Source organism: Atopobium sp. oral taxon 416, from assembly GCF_018128285.1.
In the GTDB taxonomy this organism is placed as follows: domain Bacteria; phylum Actinomycetota; class Coriobacteriia; order Coriobacteriales; family Atopobiaceae; genus Olsenella_L.
This window is the reverse complement of sequence record NZ_CP072380.1, coordinates 691,757-707,579: the sequence shown is the minus strand read 5'-3', so window position 1 is coordinate 707,579 and position 15,823 is coordinate 691,757. Positions and strand designations below refer to the sequence as shown.

Below are 15,823 nucleotides of genomic sequence, written 5' to 3'. Positions count from 1 at the left end.
CGATGCAGGTCGCATAAAAAATCTGAGATTCCTCTGTCCATTATATTGACAGGGCTCATATGAAGGAGGAGGGCCTCGAGGCGAAGCGCGCAGCCGAGCTCAAGCGCAGGGCGCGCGGCCGCGGCAGGCTCACCGACGCCCAGTTCGCCGCCCTTGAGCCCGAAAACGTCGCCGCCAAGCTGGCCGAGCGCGCCGAGACGGGCACCCTCACCATACGCACCGACCGCTGCGACCTGTCGGGTCGCGCCATCTACGAGCTCTACAAGCAAAGGCAGGGCGTCGAGCAGTTCTTCAAGATCTACGGGGACACGCTCAGACTCGACGAGGCGACCGAGGGGCTCCTCTTTCTGAACCACCTCTGCGCCACGATCGCCGCCCGCATACTCGAGGCGATCGCCGCCACGGGGCACTCCCGCGGCGTGAGCTACGAGGATTGCGTGCAGACCCTGCACAAGGTCAGGGCTTGCAGGACGGAAGGGGGTTGGCAGGCGGTGCCGGTCAAGAAGAGGACCGCGGCGCTCTGTGGCAAGCTCGGGATCGACCCGACGGATCTGTCGCTGCTCGAGCCGCGGCCGGATGTGCAGACCTAAACGCGAGCGTTACAGATTAAACTCGACGACTTCGTCTTCCCTGGAAGAAATGTCAAACATCTGAGCAGGTCGGGTGCAAGATCGCGGATCGAGGCGGCCGTGCGCCGGAGGTCCATCCTGCCCTCGCCGGGAAGCGAATCTAAGCCCCATGTGTTCCGCCACTCCTGCACGATTGTCCATGCTGGAGTCCAAAGTCGATCTCTCGACGATTGCCATATGGCTGGGGCACGAGAGCGTACAGACGACGCACAGGTACATGATCGCGAGCATGTCCAGGAAGGAGGATGCGCTGGCAAAGGGCCTTGTCGCAGCCGGCAGGAATCCGGGTACAGACGCTACAGAGCGCAGGGGGAATATCCTCGACTCCCTTGAATCCCTGTAGAGAAACACGTTATGTGCTGGACGCCGGATGGTCAAACTTCCCTGCCTGCTGTCTGGTGCCTATTCAGTATATAATCGCATGCGGCGCATCAGAAGGCTTCTTCGAGATCATGAAGAACGAGAGGTTCTACTGGAGGGACTGGTCCAGCTGGAGCGCGAAGGACTTCATCGCGCAGGTCGACCGCCGGATGGTGGAGTACAACGAGTCCAGGAGGAAGCTGTCGCTGGGCTGGAGGACGCCCATGGAGTACCAGAGGGCTGCACTCAAAGGGGCGGCGTGATAAGCTTCAAGAAATCGTCCGCACCCCCGATCTTATATCTACAGAGTGATTGAGTAATAATAGCTCATTTACCAGTCTTTATCTATAGCACACCATGCACGGGAAACAGCTACAACCAGATACGGCCAACGACAGTTGTCTCCTTCTATCCTGTCATGAAGTACCTGAATAGTCTTTTGTAGACGGTTGTTGCAACCGCTTTCATTGGTGTCAGAATCAATCATAATTCACAAGAAATAGGACGATCCTAAAGACTCACGAGTGAAGGGTCCACATACTTGGTGGAGTCTCCCCACCAAGTATCACACTGTAGAATCTGGTGCGCTTCTTTGATGTCACAGTGCTCAATACTGTCAACGAGCAGATCACAGGCGATTCTACCCTCTTCATGCGCCGGCTGTATCACCGCAGAGACACTGGGAGAAGCGAGTTTGATCCATTCGGTATTGTCGAAGCCTAAGAGACCCACAGTGTTGGGCATCAGTTTGTAATATGGGCTCATCGCAGTATAGATATCCGGCAACGCCCAGCAATTCGGTACAAAGATAAGCGTCGGCGTTTTCCCATCAATCACCTTATGGAGGAAGTCTCCGACCGCTTTCTGATCTACCTGGTCCCCATTGAACTCAAACTGCTCGAATTCCTTTCCGGATTCCTGCACTGCTTCCATAAAGCCACCGAAGCGCTCAATACGCGAGGTGATCAGCCCCGGAGTAGCACAGATGATGGCAAACTTCTCATAGCCTGCCTCAACGCAGGAGCATACTGCTCTGTAAGATGAATTGTAGTTGTCGGTCTTCACCCAATAGGAGTTGGCACCGTAGAGGTTTGAGTCGAGGAATACCAAAGACTTCCCCGCCTGTTCGATAGCTTTTGTGACTTCCATCGATTGTGCGGTCGGCTGCACAATGAACCCATCGACGCCCACAGCGAGCAGACGGTCGATGTAATTCAGCTCAGCGTGCCGATTAAAGTTGGAGCTGCACACCAGAAGGCTGTAATCCCGTCTTTCAGCCGCCTCCGCAACACCTTGGACTAGTCTATTGGCAAACGAGTTGGTGATGTCGCCTATTATGACGCCAATCAGATGTGAATGCTTGGCGTTCATGCCACGGGCAACCGGGCTTGGGGCGTAGCCGGTTTTCTTGATAACTTCCCGTATGCGCTCTTTAGTAGCCTCGCTCATGCGCTCTGTTTTGCCATTTAAAAAGAAGGAAACGGTCGTCTTCGAGGTTTGAGCCATGCGGGCAATATCCGTAATGGTTATCCGTCGATGTTGTTTCGCCTCTGCCACGTGAGCTCCTCCCCTCGGGTTTTCTCTTGATAGATAGGAAGCTGAGAAGCATAGAGATTCCCCTCAACTTCAAATTGGTAAACCTATAGTAAACCTAATCAGTAAAACTATAAACTAAGCACGCAGTGATTTAACTAGATCGATGATCTTCTGATCCTTTGCGTTGGCAAAGAAGTACTCATCAAAGTGCTTACCAGCAAGAGCACCTTTGACCAGATCCTGATCGAGCTCAGGAAGGATCTCAGTGAGCGGACGCATGATCGTTGCACGGACCTTGGCCAGGATTTTCTTGTTGCGCTGCTCAGGCTCAACGCGCTCTGCAGGATAGCCATTGCCGGAACCAAAACCAAATAGCTTCTCGAAGATGTACTCGAGGTTGAGCTCCTGTCCCCAACCATTCTTAAGCGCAAACGGAATCGCTACTGCATTACCGTCGTTGATCTGTGCGAAGGTATAAGCATCCAGTGCATCCTCCACATGGCCGCAGATTACACCCGGGAAGCTGTTGAGGCCGAGCATAGCGCCCTCGCCGGTACCGCAGCCGGTTACGACATAGTCAGCCGCACCACTGTTGAGCAGGATAGCAGCGAGGATGCCGTTCTGGACATAGGTGAGCTGTGCTTCATCGTCAGGAGAATACATACCGTAATTGAATACCTGGTGGCCCATCGGCTCGACGACTTTCTTCAGGACCTTCTCGATCATTGCATTCTTAGCCGCTTGGCTGTTCTCATTGATAAGAGCGATCTTCATATCTGTTCAACCTTTCTATGTACAGATTATCTGAGTACTTATGTAAGTAGTTCTATACCTCAGGCTGCTTACCGATGTAGGCCAGGATGCCGCCGTCCACATAGAGGATCTGTCCGTTGACGAAGTTGGAGGCATCGGAAGCCAGGAATACGGCAGAGCCCATCAGGTCCTCCGGGGTGCCCCAGCGCTCAGCAGGGGTCTTAGAGAGAATGAAGGAATCAAACGGGTTATGGGAGCCATCCGCCTGACGCTCACGGAGCGGAGCGGTCTGCGGAGTTGCAATATAGCCCGATCCAATACCGTTGCACTGGATGTTCTGGGAACCAAACTCAGAGCAGATATTGCGAGTCAGCATCTTCAATCCACCCTTAGCCGCAGCATAGCCTGCAACGGTCTCGCGTCCCAACTCACTCATCATTGAGCAGATGTTAATGATCTTGCCATGGCCCTTCTTGATCATGCCGGGGATCACAGCCTTTGAGACGATGAACGGTGCATTCAGGTCAGTGTCGACGACCTGACGGAAGTCCTCTGCAGACATATCGAGCATCGGGATACGTTTGATGATACCGGCGTTGTTAACGAGAATGTCGATGACACCCAAGTCATTGGCCACATCAGCGACGAGTTTCTTCACCTGCTCCTCATCGGTGACGTCTGCTACGTAGCCCTTGGCTTCAATGCCACGATCTTTGTAGGTCTGCTCTGCAGCCTTCACTTTGTCTGCATGACGCGCATTGAAAGCGATCTTTGCTCCGGCATCACCGAGTGCTATGGCGATTGCCATACCGATACCATAGGTAGCGCCAGTCACCAAGGCGACTTTGCCGTCAAGTCTGAATGAGTTTATATCAAAATGTTGTTGCTCAGGCATAGCTCCTCTTATCTCCTCTTGGTTCTTTGTTTTACAGCCTTCAGTTAAGGTTAGTAAACCGGTTTTGTCAACCGATGAAACCAATATCAATAAAAATTTTCATCTGAGCAGGTCGTTTGCTTGAACAGTCTTCAAAAAGATAACTCACCTAAGCACATATACTTACAATCGTTCAATCACTAAGCATTCAAAGGACCTTACTCTCATGTTTCGTCATTCTACCAACAGCACACATGCCCCTGAATTGATGTCGCACCTCGCGCGTACCCGAGCAGGGCTCGCCTATATATTCACAAGAAAAGATCCACATGGAAACTACGAGCGGATCCTCCAGCTTGGAGGCGTCTGGCAGTCAGCTACCTATTTCGGTGAAGATTGGTTGGTACCACCCTTTGCCTACATCCGTTCCTTCGATCGGCTCTTTGATATCAGGCCTGACACCCAACATCTGCTGATGATCGGTGGCGGTGGTTTCTCCTTCCCCAAGATGATCGCACAGGAGCACCCAACCATCACAACCGATGTGGTAGAGATCGATCCTGCCATGATTAGAATCGCTCGCAAGTGGTTCTTTCTGGATGACGCGATCGAGGTACAAAAGAAGGCAGGTGGCTCCCTCAACGTAATCCAAGGCAATGGCCGAGCCTACCTTGAAAAACAACCGACGGGGAGTCTTGATGCCCTCGTAATCGACGCTTTCTTCGGCAGACGCCCGGCAAAGATATTGGCAACGGCAGAGGCTGTGACAGAAGCACACAGAACCTTGTCACCGAATGGCATCTTCGTCACCAACATTGTCTCTGAGGGACATAAGCAGGATCTCACTTTTCTGAGGCAGGTTACCGCGGCCCTTGTCCAGTCTTTCCACTACGTCGAGATCGTCAGGGCAACCGAGGAGACGGGATCCGTGGAAGACAACTATCTCGTCCTCGGTTCAGATGCCCCGCTGAAGCAGAAAGACGCAATCAACTTCGACAAGGACTTCCTGCTTGAGCCCCTGCACAGAGCCGACCTCTAACAGCAATTGCATGAAACGATCAGCAAATAAAATTGTTCTAGGAAGCATCCTTTTGCATGGTCGCCTTGCCAATATGCTTTATGGAATAATCGTCGTTGGGCTATGTTCAAACTGGGACAGAGCATTTGCCTCTTAGGTATCGATGCGGAATGCAAGATCAAGGAATATCCGGCTTACACTAATGGCCTCATCTTCCCGGAGAGTGCACTTCAAAGCCATCAATACGCCAAGAAAAAAATAAGTGCCGGCAGCCTCAGAGTTGCCAGCACTAATGACAATTAAATCACCCTTTGCAGAATGTGCTGATGTATTCAACCTGCTGGTTCTCCAAGCTGGGCATCATGTCGTAGAACTCCCCGAAGAACAGCGTTTTGGAAACGCACATTGCGCGGTCGAGTACCTTGGCCGCTTTCTCCATCCTGTCTGCGGAACCGTTCATCATAACGTGAAACAGGTTGAGCGGCTGGGAGGTTGTCCCTGTTGAACCTGGCGTGGGAGTCTAGGAAGGTCTCTACCAGGGAGCACAGGCGGTTGATATCTCTGAGGAGGTTGTCCTTGTCGAGCATGCGCGATATCTCCCTGGCGTCGTATGGTTGGGCAACATCTATTTGGACGGAATCGTGAGGGACTTCTTCCCTGAACTCGATCGGGCCCATCTAACTTAGCTTCAAGTGCATCCGCTTGTAGCTGTACCACCACACCTAAGCGCTCAGCTTGCAGCTCATAGAGGCTCTCGAAGCACTTGTGGTAGACAAACTCGGCTTTTTGTATCGTGTTGGTGGACTCGACGATAGCGCTGTCACAGGGAAGCCCTCCTTGCACCTTGATCACATGATCTCGAAGAGCTCGCCTATCGCCGCACTGTCGAACTTAAAACCGCACTTGGTGTGGGACACGTCTTTGTCAAAGAGCGAAAACGCCACGCTTACAGAGACCGACTTCATAAGTTTCCCTGCGCCGGACATGTGATTGCCGATATGGCAGATGTCCAGCTCAAGGTGCAGACAGACTCAGGTGCCAGATGCAAAGCACGTACACGTAGGTCAGCTCGCCTGTAAGGTGGGTGTGCGGTACGTGAGCGTCGAAGACACGCTTAAGGATGCAGGTCAGCTTGGATTCGTTGGGTGCATAGGCGTGTACCCTCTACGTTATCGCGTCTGCGCCTTCGAGAGGCGAGCTTGCCCTTCCTGGCGCCACAGCGCCTGTGGCTGTCGTGTCTGCGCAGCGACTACGTTTCCGCTTAAGGGATCGGGCGGCCTTCTTACGGCAGTGCAATCGAGCAGTGGGGCAGCTTCTTCACACCTAGGATCTTAACATTGCACAGATATCAGGCGGTGATCGGAGCTTTCCTCTATCACGGCTACCTTAGTGCGTATATCAGCGCTGTCTGTTTCCCCTTGCAAGCTCGATGAGCCCTTGCTCTTCAGGGGTCCTGCTTGCGGCGGCTCTGGTAGAGCCGCTCTTATGGATCGCCTTCACCCGAAGGTGCAGAGTCGAGCGGCGCAGCTCATATTCCTCAGGTATCTTAAGACGTCGGCTTGCCGTTGTCGTAGAGCTTAACCATCTGGCGCTTGAACTTCTCGTGGAACTTTCTTGGATGCTTGGGGGTTTGCCATTGCAGGACGTCTTTCCCAAGCGCCTCAGTCCCCCATGGGATTGTCCCATTCACTGTAGCCACTCCAGGCCTGCGTGTATCCAGGGTAGCCAATTTCGCGGCGCGTGAAGGCATTGCATCCGCTATGGGAGAGATAGTGCTCTACAACGGAGCGCTTCTACTCTGCGTTGTGGCGCTGCCAGATTGCCTTTGCCTGCCTTCCATTCCTTATACCATGCCACGAGCTGGACGCAGCTCGGATATCCCAGCTCGCAAATCGCGGTGGCTGCAGACTTCCCGTACCTTACATAGAGCTCTTCAGCTTTCGTCCTCTCCTCGAGAGTATACATCTGTCCTCCAGACCAGTTGCTCGGTACGGATTTGCATTACCGCCCCGCTCATCACAAAGATTTTTCGAGTATAAGCATAGACACGCCGACCATCCCCAGGATGCCCCTTTCTGTCGTTGCTTCAGTACCGACAGAAAGGGGGCAGAAGGAAATGATCAGCGCGGAAAAGATTCAAGATATACGAGGGATGTACAGGAACGGAGAGCCGATAGCCAGGATCGCGAAGAGAGTCGGGATGTCCAAGCTCACCGCGAGCTCAAGGCGAAGGCGCTGCTTGGGCAAGCTTAAGCTAGAGTATCAGGCGTCATGCGAGCTGTGGTGCAGCATCATGAGGCGATGTGACGTGGCGCGTACCGGCGACCCTTGCGTCGAAGTATGTGATGGACAACAACAAGCCCAACGAGAACGGCGGCCGCCAGCATGAGGGGCAGCGTTCGTATCCCAAGAAGCCCCTCTATGGCATCGCCCGCGCTGGGGGCTTCGGGAAGCCTTGTCGTCCTGTGTGCATGGACCAACAGCCTGTGGTCGTTAACGCCATACGGGGTGCAGGTCACCAATGTACAGAGGTCCTTCCCTGGCTGGATCGCAAGAGATTGAATCTCGTCAGGGAGCACGACCTCCGAGGAATCGACCTCATAAGCATACGAGACGCCAAGGGTATGGATAACAAACACGTCCCCTTGGTCGAGACGACGAATGTCGTCGAACATTCGTTGCGTGTGTGTGCCGGAATGCGCGGTGAGTACAGTATGGGTTGATAAGCCGCCGACGGGGAGGCTGCTTCCTTCCAGATGCCCCGAGCCCTCCGCGAGTGCTTCGTCGCTTGTACCATGGTATACGGGGAGCTTGACGCCGATCTTGGGCAGCTCAATCCACGCTATAGCGGTGTCTTGCCCATAGGACAGCTGCTGTTGGTAGTCTAGCTGCTCAGATGGCTCCGAACCGACATCCGGCACCTCGGCATTCTCGCCGCGAGCCTGCGCATCAGCGACCAACTCCTCCGTTGCTGTCTCCTTCATGTCTTGATACGGGACACCCGCCAACGACGCGTTGTACTGGTAGGCATGAGCCAAACAGGACAGCCGTGCTGGATTATTGAGGTCGTCTGATACGCTCGTCATGGACGAAATCGCCTGTGAATTGACCCAACTGGCGTACAGGTCTGTAATAATTGGCGCAGCCAGAATGGCAAGGCCGACCAGAAGCCCGAGGATGGGCAGTATAGGGGGCTTTGTGTGCTTTGTTGTATGCGTCACTCTCGGCACTGATATATCCCTCTCTACCTCAGCACACCCCATATGTACCGCATGGGTGCCGACCCGCATGCAGCACCGGCGCACACTCAAACGAACATGGGGAGAGGGGCTGACGTCAGCCCCTCTCCACCTTCTTCTAGGACATCATCGGCCCCCCTGTCCTACGCCTTACTCAAACGCTACTCCTTTGCGCTCTTCTTGCGCTTAGCCATAGCAGTTGCGGAAGCGGCCACAATCGCCCCGCCTACGAGGACGGTGACCATGAGGCCGGACTGGCCGGTCAAGGGAAGACCATTGTTCTTGACGTCACTCACCGTAATCGTAACAGTCCCCTTGTTCGCGTCGGCAGAGGTTTTGACATCCTGGCTGCCTGTCGAGGCTGCACTCAGCGTAAGCGCGTCATCGGCGGTCGACATATCCTTTGTATTGTCAGTGATAGTGACGTCGAAGTCGCTTACGGGCTCGTAGCCTTTCGGCGCCACAGTCTCCTTCACGGTATAGGTACCGGCGTCGATGTGATCGACAGAGATGGTGCCATCCGTCCCGGTAGTGAACTCGTGTGCGGTGTTGCCGAGCGATCCGTCCGCCTGGACATACTTGCCATTGTCGCCCGACGTGTTGTCAGCGTTCTTGACCTGCAGGGTGAACTTTGCGCCCGAAAGCGCGCGGCTCTGGTTCTGCTTGTCCTTCTTCACGAGGCCCAGCTTGTAGGTATAGTCTTTGACCTTATCGGGCTTTGTGAAGCCATGCTGGTCCGTGTTGGGATTGTTGGAGTACTCGACGTGCACCTCGTTGGGATTATCCTGGGAGGCGATGACGGAATTCGCATTGAGCGATGCCTGGTAGGTGAGGACGACCTTGGATGTGGCATTGACGCTGATTGCCGCCCCTTTGGTGTTCTTGGCCGCTTTCAGATCTTGGAACTCGACGGAGAGGGAGCCCGGCGTTGCAGCTACGGTATAGCTGCTCGGATCCACCTCGGTGCCATCGATGGTCACGTGGATGGTACTCTGGTCGATGTCGAGACCAGCAGAGGGCGTATCCTTGAAGGCATAATAGTAGGTATTATAAGTTGCGAGGTTGGAGGCCACGGTACCCGTGATTTGATAGTCGAGCTTCTTGCCCAGCTCGGACGAGGCGGCCTTGCCGAAATTCGCCGCGTCGTCGTCCTTGATCTGCTTCTCGACGGTCGGGACGGTCGTCTTTTCCTTGACCGTGACAGCGGACCCACCGACAATCGCGAAGATGGGCGAGGTGCCGTTCTGGTCGACCTTGCCGTTCACATCGGCGGTGACAATCAGGTAGTAGCCCTCGGGGAGGGATGCCGCCGTACCCGGGGTGACCGTGGTCTTGTCTGCAATACCGTCGACAGCGTCGGCAAGCTTGTTTCCGAAGCTCGCATTGTCGAGGATGGTCGTATTGTTGGTGCCCGTAATGTGCACGTTGATGAACTCCGCGGCCTGCTGCGCGGAGGCAGAGGCATCGGTCGGGTCGGCATACGAGCTGTCCTCAGCCTTGATAGCGTTTACGACCGCGGTACGGACGCTGTCATTCGCCCAGGCGATGTTGGCAACCGTCTTGCTGCCATCTTTATCGACCACATCACCCGCAAAAATCTGGTAGGCGCTATATTTGGTGCTCGCATTGTCACCTGAATCGGCAGTGACGGTAATCTGCCCCGTCGCACCAGGAGCAGCAAGAGCCACTGCCGGCGTAAAAGCCATCGAGAGGGCCATCGCTGCAGCAAGACCCGCAGTTACTGCTTTTCTTGCAATTCCTTTATGTTCCATGTTCTTCACCTTTCCGGGCACTATGCCCTTTTTTCGCTCTCGGCGGCTTTGGCTGGATCATCTACCCTTGCACGTCTTCGAGCCTTTACACCCAATCCAACTCCCAACACTCCTGCTATCAGCAGAATGGCAGCAACACAGAGATACGGGGGATCCCCTGTCTGAGGTATCGGACCAGACGAGCCTCCAGATATCGGTGGCCACGTGAAGCCGCCGGGAGGAGTCTCTCCCGTTGGAGCGTCTTTGATCTGGATGACGGCGTATCCAGCCGGGGCGCTGACACCCTCTACGGCTGCCGCCTGGCTGACGGTCGACACAGACAAGCTCTTCTGTGCACTATCCCCGCCAAACGTCACGTCGACGGGCGCGCCAAGGGTTTGATATCCCTCGGGGGCTCTGGCCTCGATGAGCTTATAGTCACCCAAATCAAGTGCGCGGACGCAAATCATCCCGTCCGAATCGGTCACGAAGTGTCTGGCATCATCTTTCGAATCCGACCATGTGCCGTCTGCCGCGAGATACTTACCGTCACTTCTCTGAACGACAAATTCGGCTCCCGCAAGCACCGTGCCTGCATCGCGCGACGACGTCTTGTGCACTCTCAGCTCAAAGGAATAGACGTTCGTCCTATGATTCTCTGTGGCGCCCACCCCTCCCGTGGAAGGTTCACGTGTGTACTCGATATGGGCGACGTTCTTGTTGGGACTCTCATACCCCATCGTTGCCTTCGAGGCATCAAGCGTCGCATCGTACTCGAGCACGATCGAATCGCCCTGTGCGTACTCTGGATATACTCCCTTGAGATTATCAATGGAGGCGACCAACGATGTACGTCCTGCAGGCGTGCCCTCAAACGAGGTCGTAAAATTTTCGGTAAGGTCGGCCTTCTCGGTGCCATCTGTCTTAAGGACCTTTACCCGTATCGAATCCGCCTTGACGACGATGCTCGCGTCCATGGTGTCCACGAATCGATATAGGTAAGTGTCATAGCTGCCATAATTGGTAGGAAGCGTGCCCGTGATGCGGTAGTGCAACGTATCGCCAACCCCAGCTGTGGCAGTATCGGAGTAGCCACCCATCGAACCGTTACCCCACCGCTTGGTGACCTCTTTGTTACACGAAGGGACCGAAGGTTTCTTCTCACTGACCGTCTTGGTCCCCGGGCCTACCAGAACGCAGATCGGAGCCGTGTCCTTGCCGACGATCAGCCAATATCCCTGGTGGAGAGGGACATCCTTATTCGCCATGATCGGCACACCCTTCGAGCTGCTGCTGGCAGCAAGCTTTGCCAGCCGACTGGTAAAGGAGAATTCGCTGTCTTTGCCAATCTGCTCACCCATCCAATCGCATACAACGCGAGGGTCAGAGGCGCTCTGGCTCGTGTCCCGCCATTCTGGCATGGTGGTCAACCCCTGATAGAAGGCATCTGACATGGCGTTGTCGAAGGAAGGGTCCGCCAGAGAATCGCCGTCAGCCGTCCCCGACAGAAGGCAGTATGCCGTATAGGAATGTCCGGATCCGGAATCGACTCGAAGCATTAGTGCCCCCTCGGCCAATGCGGGCCGGGCAAATCCCATGCAAAGCAGTGCCGCTACAGAAAGAGCCAGTGCGGTCATGACCGCAACATGTCCCACGAGACCCCGCAACCTAGCGTTCCTCATTACTCGTCGCCTCCCCTCTTGAGTGAGTCAAGCCAACTGGGGCCGCCTTTCCTCCAGAACACAATCAGCGCCGTCGTAAAGACGAGGGTACCAAGACCTATTGGCCAACCGAGTCCGCTGTCGCCCGTCTGGGGCAATGCACTCGCAGTCGTGTTGGTAAACGTGTTGTTTGAGCCATCAAGACCAAAGAGGCTATCCGTCTTGTATGTTGTCGTGGTCGTAAGGTTCCCTGCGCCATCATCGGCAACCCTAACCTCCACCAGACACGTATGCGTATCGTATGTCACGCCAGGCTGGCCATCATTCACCTCGACAATCCGATACGTAAAGGTCATCCCATCATCCGATGCGGAGTAGCTGATGGGCGAAAAGGTAACCTTTCCGTTCGCGTCATTGTGGGCCGTCTGCATCGTATGCCCCGCAGCATCTCTCAGCTCGAAGGCAAACTGCCCATCGCCCAATGAGGCACCCTTGAATACCTTGGTGGCCTCCAGAGTGACACTGCCATACGTCTTATACGCATTCCTGAACGATGCTTCGGAGGAGCCCTCCGGTGTTATCGTCCCTGTCGTGCCTTCCGAAGAGGTCAGTGTGAACCCATTCGGCACGTCCACCTCCTGCACCTCATACGCTGCGTTGGCGGGGAGACCGGTGAGCACGACATGCTGCCCGTCTTTCAAGGAGATTGTGCCGCCATCTCCGACTTGCCCGGAAGCACCGTCCACCGCATTTCCCTGTGCATCGTATGTTGCGTAGGGGTAGCTTCCATGCAGCGTGTTGCCGCTGCCGTCCTTGAGGGACAACCTGAAGTGGAAGTCCTTGCCTTGGGCAGCCGCCGTTGCTCCCTCTACGACCTTGGAGATGCTGAGGCTTCCCGTCTTTGATGTATTGTCAAAGCTCATGGCGTCAACGGAGGAGCCATTCTTCGTGATGACCGGCGTGGCGACCACGACTTCCTTGCCTTGGGCATCCGTTGTCTTGGTGGGAACGACCTGCACCGTATACTTCGTCTCATCGAGTTGGTAGGCGTTCGCCACATCCGCGTCGTCACTTGGGGTCTCCTGGACGGTATAGGTAAAGGTCTTGCCGATATCCCCCTCCTTGTACTCAATGGCGTCAAAGGTGATGTCCCCACCACTATTGGCCTTTGTCTGAAGCACGTTTCCATCGGCGTCGAGCAGCTGGAACTTGAATTTCCCGTCCAGCGAGGCGTTTGGCGCCGCACCATCTACCGTCTTCGTCGCGTGGAACTTGACCGAGGGCATCTTGAGCGTCTTGGTCGTGTTACCACCATTGACGCTGTTGTACACGGTGGTGCCGTCGGGCACGTCGGTAAAGTCCACGACGAAGCGCACGTACTCGGTGTCGTCTCCGCCAATTGCTGTCTTGTTCTTGATGTGCACCGTATGGGTTGCAGCATCATAGCTCACGTCGAACTTGTCGTTGCCCTCGGCATACAGGAACTTCACCCGGCTGTCCTGCAGCTGGTCGTCGAGCTTGATCTCTCCTTCCTGGAAACCATTGTTGTTCCAGAACTTGAAGGTGTAGGTGACCCACTGATCGGCAGGGTCCTGTGAAACGATCGTCTTATCGACGCTCTTCTCACCGCTGGCGGCACTGTAGTTGTTCCCCTGAAGGACATAGTTGCGGTGCTCCTGGTAGGTCTTGTTGTTGGTATCCTTGTAGTTGATTTCAGCACGGTTGGTGTACTTAACATTCTCGCCGCCCTTGGCGATAACCCAGTAGTTGATCTGGATGGAGCGATAGAAGGAGCCCGGATGACTGAAGGTAAGCTTGTTGCCTTCCGCAGACACTGAGTACTGACTCGGGTCGACCGGCTCTTGGTTGTCCTTATAGACAACCTCAATGGCATGGGAGGTGTCGAAGGTCATACCGTCAGGAAGAGTGTCCACAACGGTGACATCGTGCATCCATGCCATCTTCTGATTCACGTACAGGCGGTACTTGAGACTCTGGTCATTCGTCGAGTCATAGACCCCTGTCTGGGCAGCCTTATTGCCACGCCCCTCCGAGTAGTCATAGTCGCCGTACTGGACCTTGCCTCCGTTGTCCATCGCGTCTTTCATAATGGCATCGGTGTATGTGCCTGAGGACCCGCCGGCGCTGCCCGTGGGGATGACCGTAATGCGCAGGGCATCGCCCCCCACCTCGATATCGTCTGAGGTCTCCGTGGCGACATCGGCCGTGGTCACGAAGGCCGAGAACGATCCCGTGAGTGAGGCCTCGGCGTTGGGGCCAAACACCAGCCTGTAGGTACCGTCACCGTTGTCCACCACCTGCTTGAAGTGCTGGGGCGAGACGCTTATCCGTGCGCTCTTCGCGATGTCCTGCGGAATGCGCACAGTCACGTAGTCGTCCTCGTGGACCGAGTTAGGGTCGATGTCATACTTGACCGAGACGATTGCCGTCGAGCCAGCGGAATAGGAGGTCTTGCCCGCCGTGATAGTGGCGTGGAAATGGGAACCCGCATCTGACCCAAGGGCATTGGGAGACGAGACGAACCTTCTGGCAGATAATGGCGCCATACCCGCACCAAACGCACTACCCGCTTGATCGTTCTTTGGATCCGTAGGGTTTAACGCGCCTGTACTCTCACCCTCAGGTGCCCACTGAGCATACGGCGTAGGGGTCTCGTCCTTGACGGCACCTTGATCGTTCGTTGGATCCGTAGGGTTGAACGCATCTGTACTCTCACCCTCAGGCTCCCATTGAGCATACAGCGTAAGGGTCTCGTCCTTGACGGCACCCGAAAGGGCCACCGTCGTGTCTTGCCCGTTCTCCTGAAGGCTGTAGTTCCATCCGTTGAGCACTGCTTTGTCGGGCACGGCTATAGCAGGCATGGCCTCATTCTGCTCAGTGGCTGCATCGTCTTTCACGTCGACGCCATCAGCCGTTGTGGACCATCCCGTAAACTTGTAGCCTGAGCGCGTATAGCCGCATGCGGGTAGGGTGAGCGACCATGTACTGCCAGCTCCCCCGCTCGTGGCCACGACATCCTCCATGGATCCACCATCTGCCGCGTTGGCGTCAAAGCGCACCGTATGCCTTACAGGCTGTTCAGATACGGCAACGTCATCGCTAGTGACGCCTTGTGTAGCGGCAACATCCCGCGTACCCGCCGCCTCCGACACGCCAGAGGCCGATGCGATTGCCACGCCCTGGCATACGAGCAGCACCATCGCCATAAGCAAAACGAACCTGAACCATACATGATGTCTCGTTTGTTTCTGCCTGCTACTCATGGTGACCCATTTCTGCCTAGATGCCGCCAGCCCAAACTCAGCGAGTTGCTGTTCCTATTTGCGTATATTGCGAATGCACATTTCCTTGTTGAGATGCCCTGAGTCTACCCCCCCCCCCCCCCCGAAAACGCAAGCTAAATCTCGCATATTGAGGGAGAAATTTTTTGATCACATGGCAACGGGCTTTCAAGGAGATAGGGGTTTTGTATATGATCGATAGCAAGTTCACGAAGGAAGAGTGCATGAGACACTAGCGGGAAGGTGAGAGGTCAGGTGGGGATCTCTACCTTCCTTGCCAGCTACAAGCGCGTCGAGTGGGCGATCTAGGGAAACGATGATCAATTCGCCTCGATGAGGCCAGTGGAGCCACACGCTGTATGACATCGGCTCAAAATGTCTCGAACCATACAGTTCCCATACCCACATAGATGCCTATCTGTCTTCTGGATATGGTATAGCTACATCCACGTATTCCAGCATATCCAAAAGGAAGATATGGACAGATAGATGAGCTTTTAGGACCTTAAATCCTAAGGTCTGAAGAGAAAGATCAGGCGAGAGGCACACCTGGAGCAAATGGATGCAATCGTTGTGTGGGACAGCTGGATTGTTCTGGTAGATACCAGCTACCACTGACAGGCTCTGGTCAGGCATGTGCGCACTGCAAAGACAAAGCTTTAGGATGTATCCTGCTTTAGGTCATGTTTGGGCTCTCAAG

At 55.0% G+C, this 15,823-nt stretch carries 13 protein-coding genes; 4 read left to right on the top strand and 9 right to left on the bottom strand.

Annotation, left to right across the window (positions count from 1 at the left end; translation table 11 throughout):
- Window positions 1-59 precede the first annotated feature (59 nt).
- The 3 genes from J4859_RS03785 to J4859_RS03775 all read left to right on the top strand — a co-directional run bounded on the left by J4859_RS03785 (window position 60) and on the right by J4859_RS03775 (window position 1,252).
- A complete protein-coding gene (locus tag J4859_RS03785) occupies window positions 60-590 on the top strand; it encodes a hypothetical protein (RefSeq protein ID WP_212332978.1) in 531 nt (176 codons plus the stop codon).
- A gap of 178 nt (window positions 591-768) precedes the next feature.
- Window positions 769-972, top strand: coding sequence for a hypothetical protein (locus tag J4859_RS03780; RefSeq protein ID WP_212332976.1), 204 nt, complete (start codon window positions 769-771; stop codon window positions 970-972).
- 109 nt (window positions 973-1,081) lie between these two features.
- Window positions 1,082-1,252, top strand: coding sequence for a hypothetical protein (locus J4859_RS03775; protein ID WP_212332974.1), 171 nt, complete (start codon window positions 1,082-1,084; stop codon window positions 1,250-1,252).
- A 247-nt stretch (window positions 1,253-1,499) separates the two neighbouring features.
- Here J4859_RS03775 and J4859_RS03770 read toward each other — a convergent pair whose 3' ends face one another.
- From J4859_RS03770 to J4859_RS03760, 3 genes are all read right to left on the bottom strand, one after another.
- A complete protein-coding gene (locus tag J4859_RS03770) occupies window positions 1,500-2,546 on the bottom strand; it encodes a LacI family DNA-binding transcriptional regulator (protein ID WP_249113747.1) in 1,047 nt (348 codons plus the stop codon).
- 114 nt (window positions 2,547-2,660) lie between these two features.
- A complete protein-coding gene (locus J4859_RS03765) occupies window positions 2,661-3,299 on the bottom strand; it encodes an RpiB/LacA/LacB family sugar-phosphate isomerase (RefSeq protein ID WP_212332972.1) in 639 nt (212 codons plus the stop codon).
- A 52-nt stretch (window positions 3,300-3,351) separates the two neighbouring features.
- The gene (locus J4859_RS03760) at window positions 3,352-4,173 is read right to left on the bottom strand and encodes a gluconate 5-dehydrogenase (RefSeq protein ID WP_212332971.1); all 822 of its coding nucleotides are present in this window, start codon (window positions 4,171-4,173) and stop codon (window positions 3,352-3,354) included.
- Window positions 4,174-4,378: 205 nt separating this feature from the next.
- Between J4859_RS03760 and J4859_RS03755 the strand changes: the two genes are divergently transcribed.
- On the top strand, window positions 4,379-5,191 hold the full coding sequence (locus tag J4859_RS03755) for a spermidine synthase (protein WP_212332968.1): 813 nt from the start codon (window positions 4,379-4,381) through the stop codon (window positions 5,189-5,191).
- 827 nt (window positions 5,192-6,018) lie between these two features.
- On the opposite strand, the gene J4859_RS03750 is transcribed toward J4859_RS03755, so the two are convergent.
- The 6 genes from J4859_RS03750 to J4859_RS03725 form a co-directional block, all read right to left on the bottom strand.
- Window positions 6,019-6,156: a hypothetical protein gene (locus tag J4859_RS03750; protein ID WP_212332966.1), complete on the bottom strand. Its 138-nt coding sequence runs from the start codon at window positions 6,154-6,156 to the stop codon at window positions 6,019-6,021.
- A gap of 560 nt (window positions 6,157-6,716) precedes the next feature.
- Entirely contained in the window at window positions 6,717-6,869 is a 153-nt protein-coding gene (locus J4859_RS03745; protein ID WP_212332964.1) for a hypothetical protein, read from the bottom strand.
- Between the two features lie 592 nt (window positions 6,870-7,461).
- Window positions 7,462-8,433: a class C sortase gene (locus J4859_RS03740; protein WP_249113855.1), complete on the bottom strand. Its 972-nt coding sequence runs from the start codon at window positions 8,431-8,433 to the stop codon at window positions 7,462-7,464.
- 137 nt (window positions 8,434-8,570) lie between these two features.
- A complete protein-coding gene (locus tag J4859_RS03735) occupies window positions 8,571-10,181 on the bottom strand; it encodes an isopeptide-forming domain-containing fimbrial protein (RefSeq protein WP_212332960.1) in 1,611 nt (536 codons plus the stop codon).
- Between the two features lie 20 nt (window positions 10,182-10,201).
- Window positions 10,202-11,842, bottom strand: coding sequence for an isopeptide-forming domain-containing fimbrial protein (locus tag J4859_RS03730; RefSeq protein WP_212332958.1), 1,641 nt, complete (start codon window positions 11,840-11,842; stop codon window positions 10,202-10,204).
- The gene (locus J4859_RS03725; RefSeq protein WP_249113854.1) at window positions 11,842-15,048 is read right to left on the bottom strand and encodes a Spy0128 family protein; all 3,207 of its coding nucleotides are present in this window, start codon (window positions 15,046-15,048) and stop codon (window positions 11,842-11,844) included. The genes J4859_RS03730 and J4859_RS03725 overlap by 1 nt, the downstream gene beginning before the upstream one ends.
- Between the last annotated feature and the right edge of the window lie 775 nt (window positions 15,049-15,823).

Bases quoted from the DNA above. Each gene is read 5' to 3' on its own strand.
- J4859_RS03785 (WP_212332978.1), top strand. From the start codon at position 60: ATGAAGGAGGAGGGCCTCGAGGCGAAGCGCGCAGCCGAGCTCAAGCGC.
- J4859_RS03780 (WP_212332976.1), top strand. From the start codon at position 769: ATGCTGGAGTCCAAAGTCGATCTCTCGACGATTGCCATATGGCTGGGG.
- J4859_RS03775 (WP_212332974.1), top strand. From the start codon at position 1,082: ATGAAGAACGAGAGGTTCTACTGGAGGGACTGGTCCAGCTGGAGCGCG.
- J4859_RS03765 (WP_212332972.1), bottom strand. From the start codon at position 3,299: ATGAAGATCGCTCTTATCAATGAGAACAGCCAAGCGGCTAAGAATGCA.
- J4859_RS03760 (WP_212332971.1), bottom strand. From the start codon at position 4,173: ATGCCTGAGCAACAACATTTTGATATAAACTCATTCAGACTTGACGGC.
- J4859_RS03755 (WP_212332968.1), top strand. From the start codon at position 4,379: ATGTTTCGTCATTCTACCAACAGCACACATGCCCCTGAATTGATGTCG.
- J4859_RS03750 (WP_212332966.1), bottom strand. From the start codon at position 6,156: ATGTCCGGCGCAGGGAAACTTATGAAGTCGGTCTCTGTAAGCGTGGCG.
- J4859_RS03740 (WP_249113855.1), bottom strand. From the start codon at position 8,433: ATGGGGTGTGCTGAGGTAGAGAGGGATATATCAGTGCCGAGAGTGACG.
- J4859_RS03735 (WP_212332960.1), bottom strand. From the start codon at position 10,181: ATGGAACATAAAGGAATTGCAAGAAAAGCAGTAACTGCGGGTCTTGCT.
- J4859_RS03730 (WP_212332958.1), bottom strand. From the start codon at position 11,842: ATGAGGAACGCTAGGTTGCGGGGTCTCGTGGGACATGTTGCGGTCATG.
- J4859_RS03725 (WP_249113854.1), bottom strand. From the start codon at position 15,048: ATGGCGATGGTGCTGCTCGTATGCCAGGGCGTGGCAATCGCATCGGCC.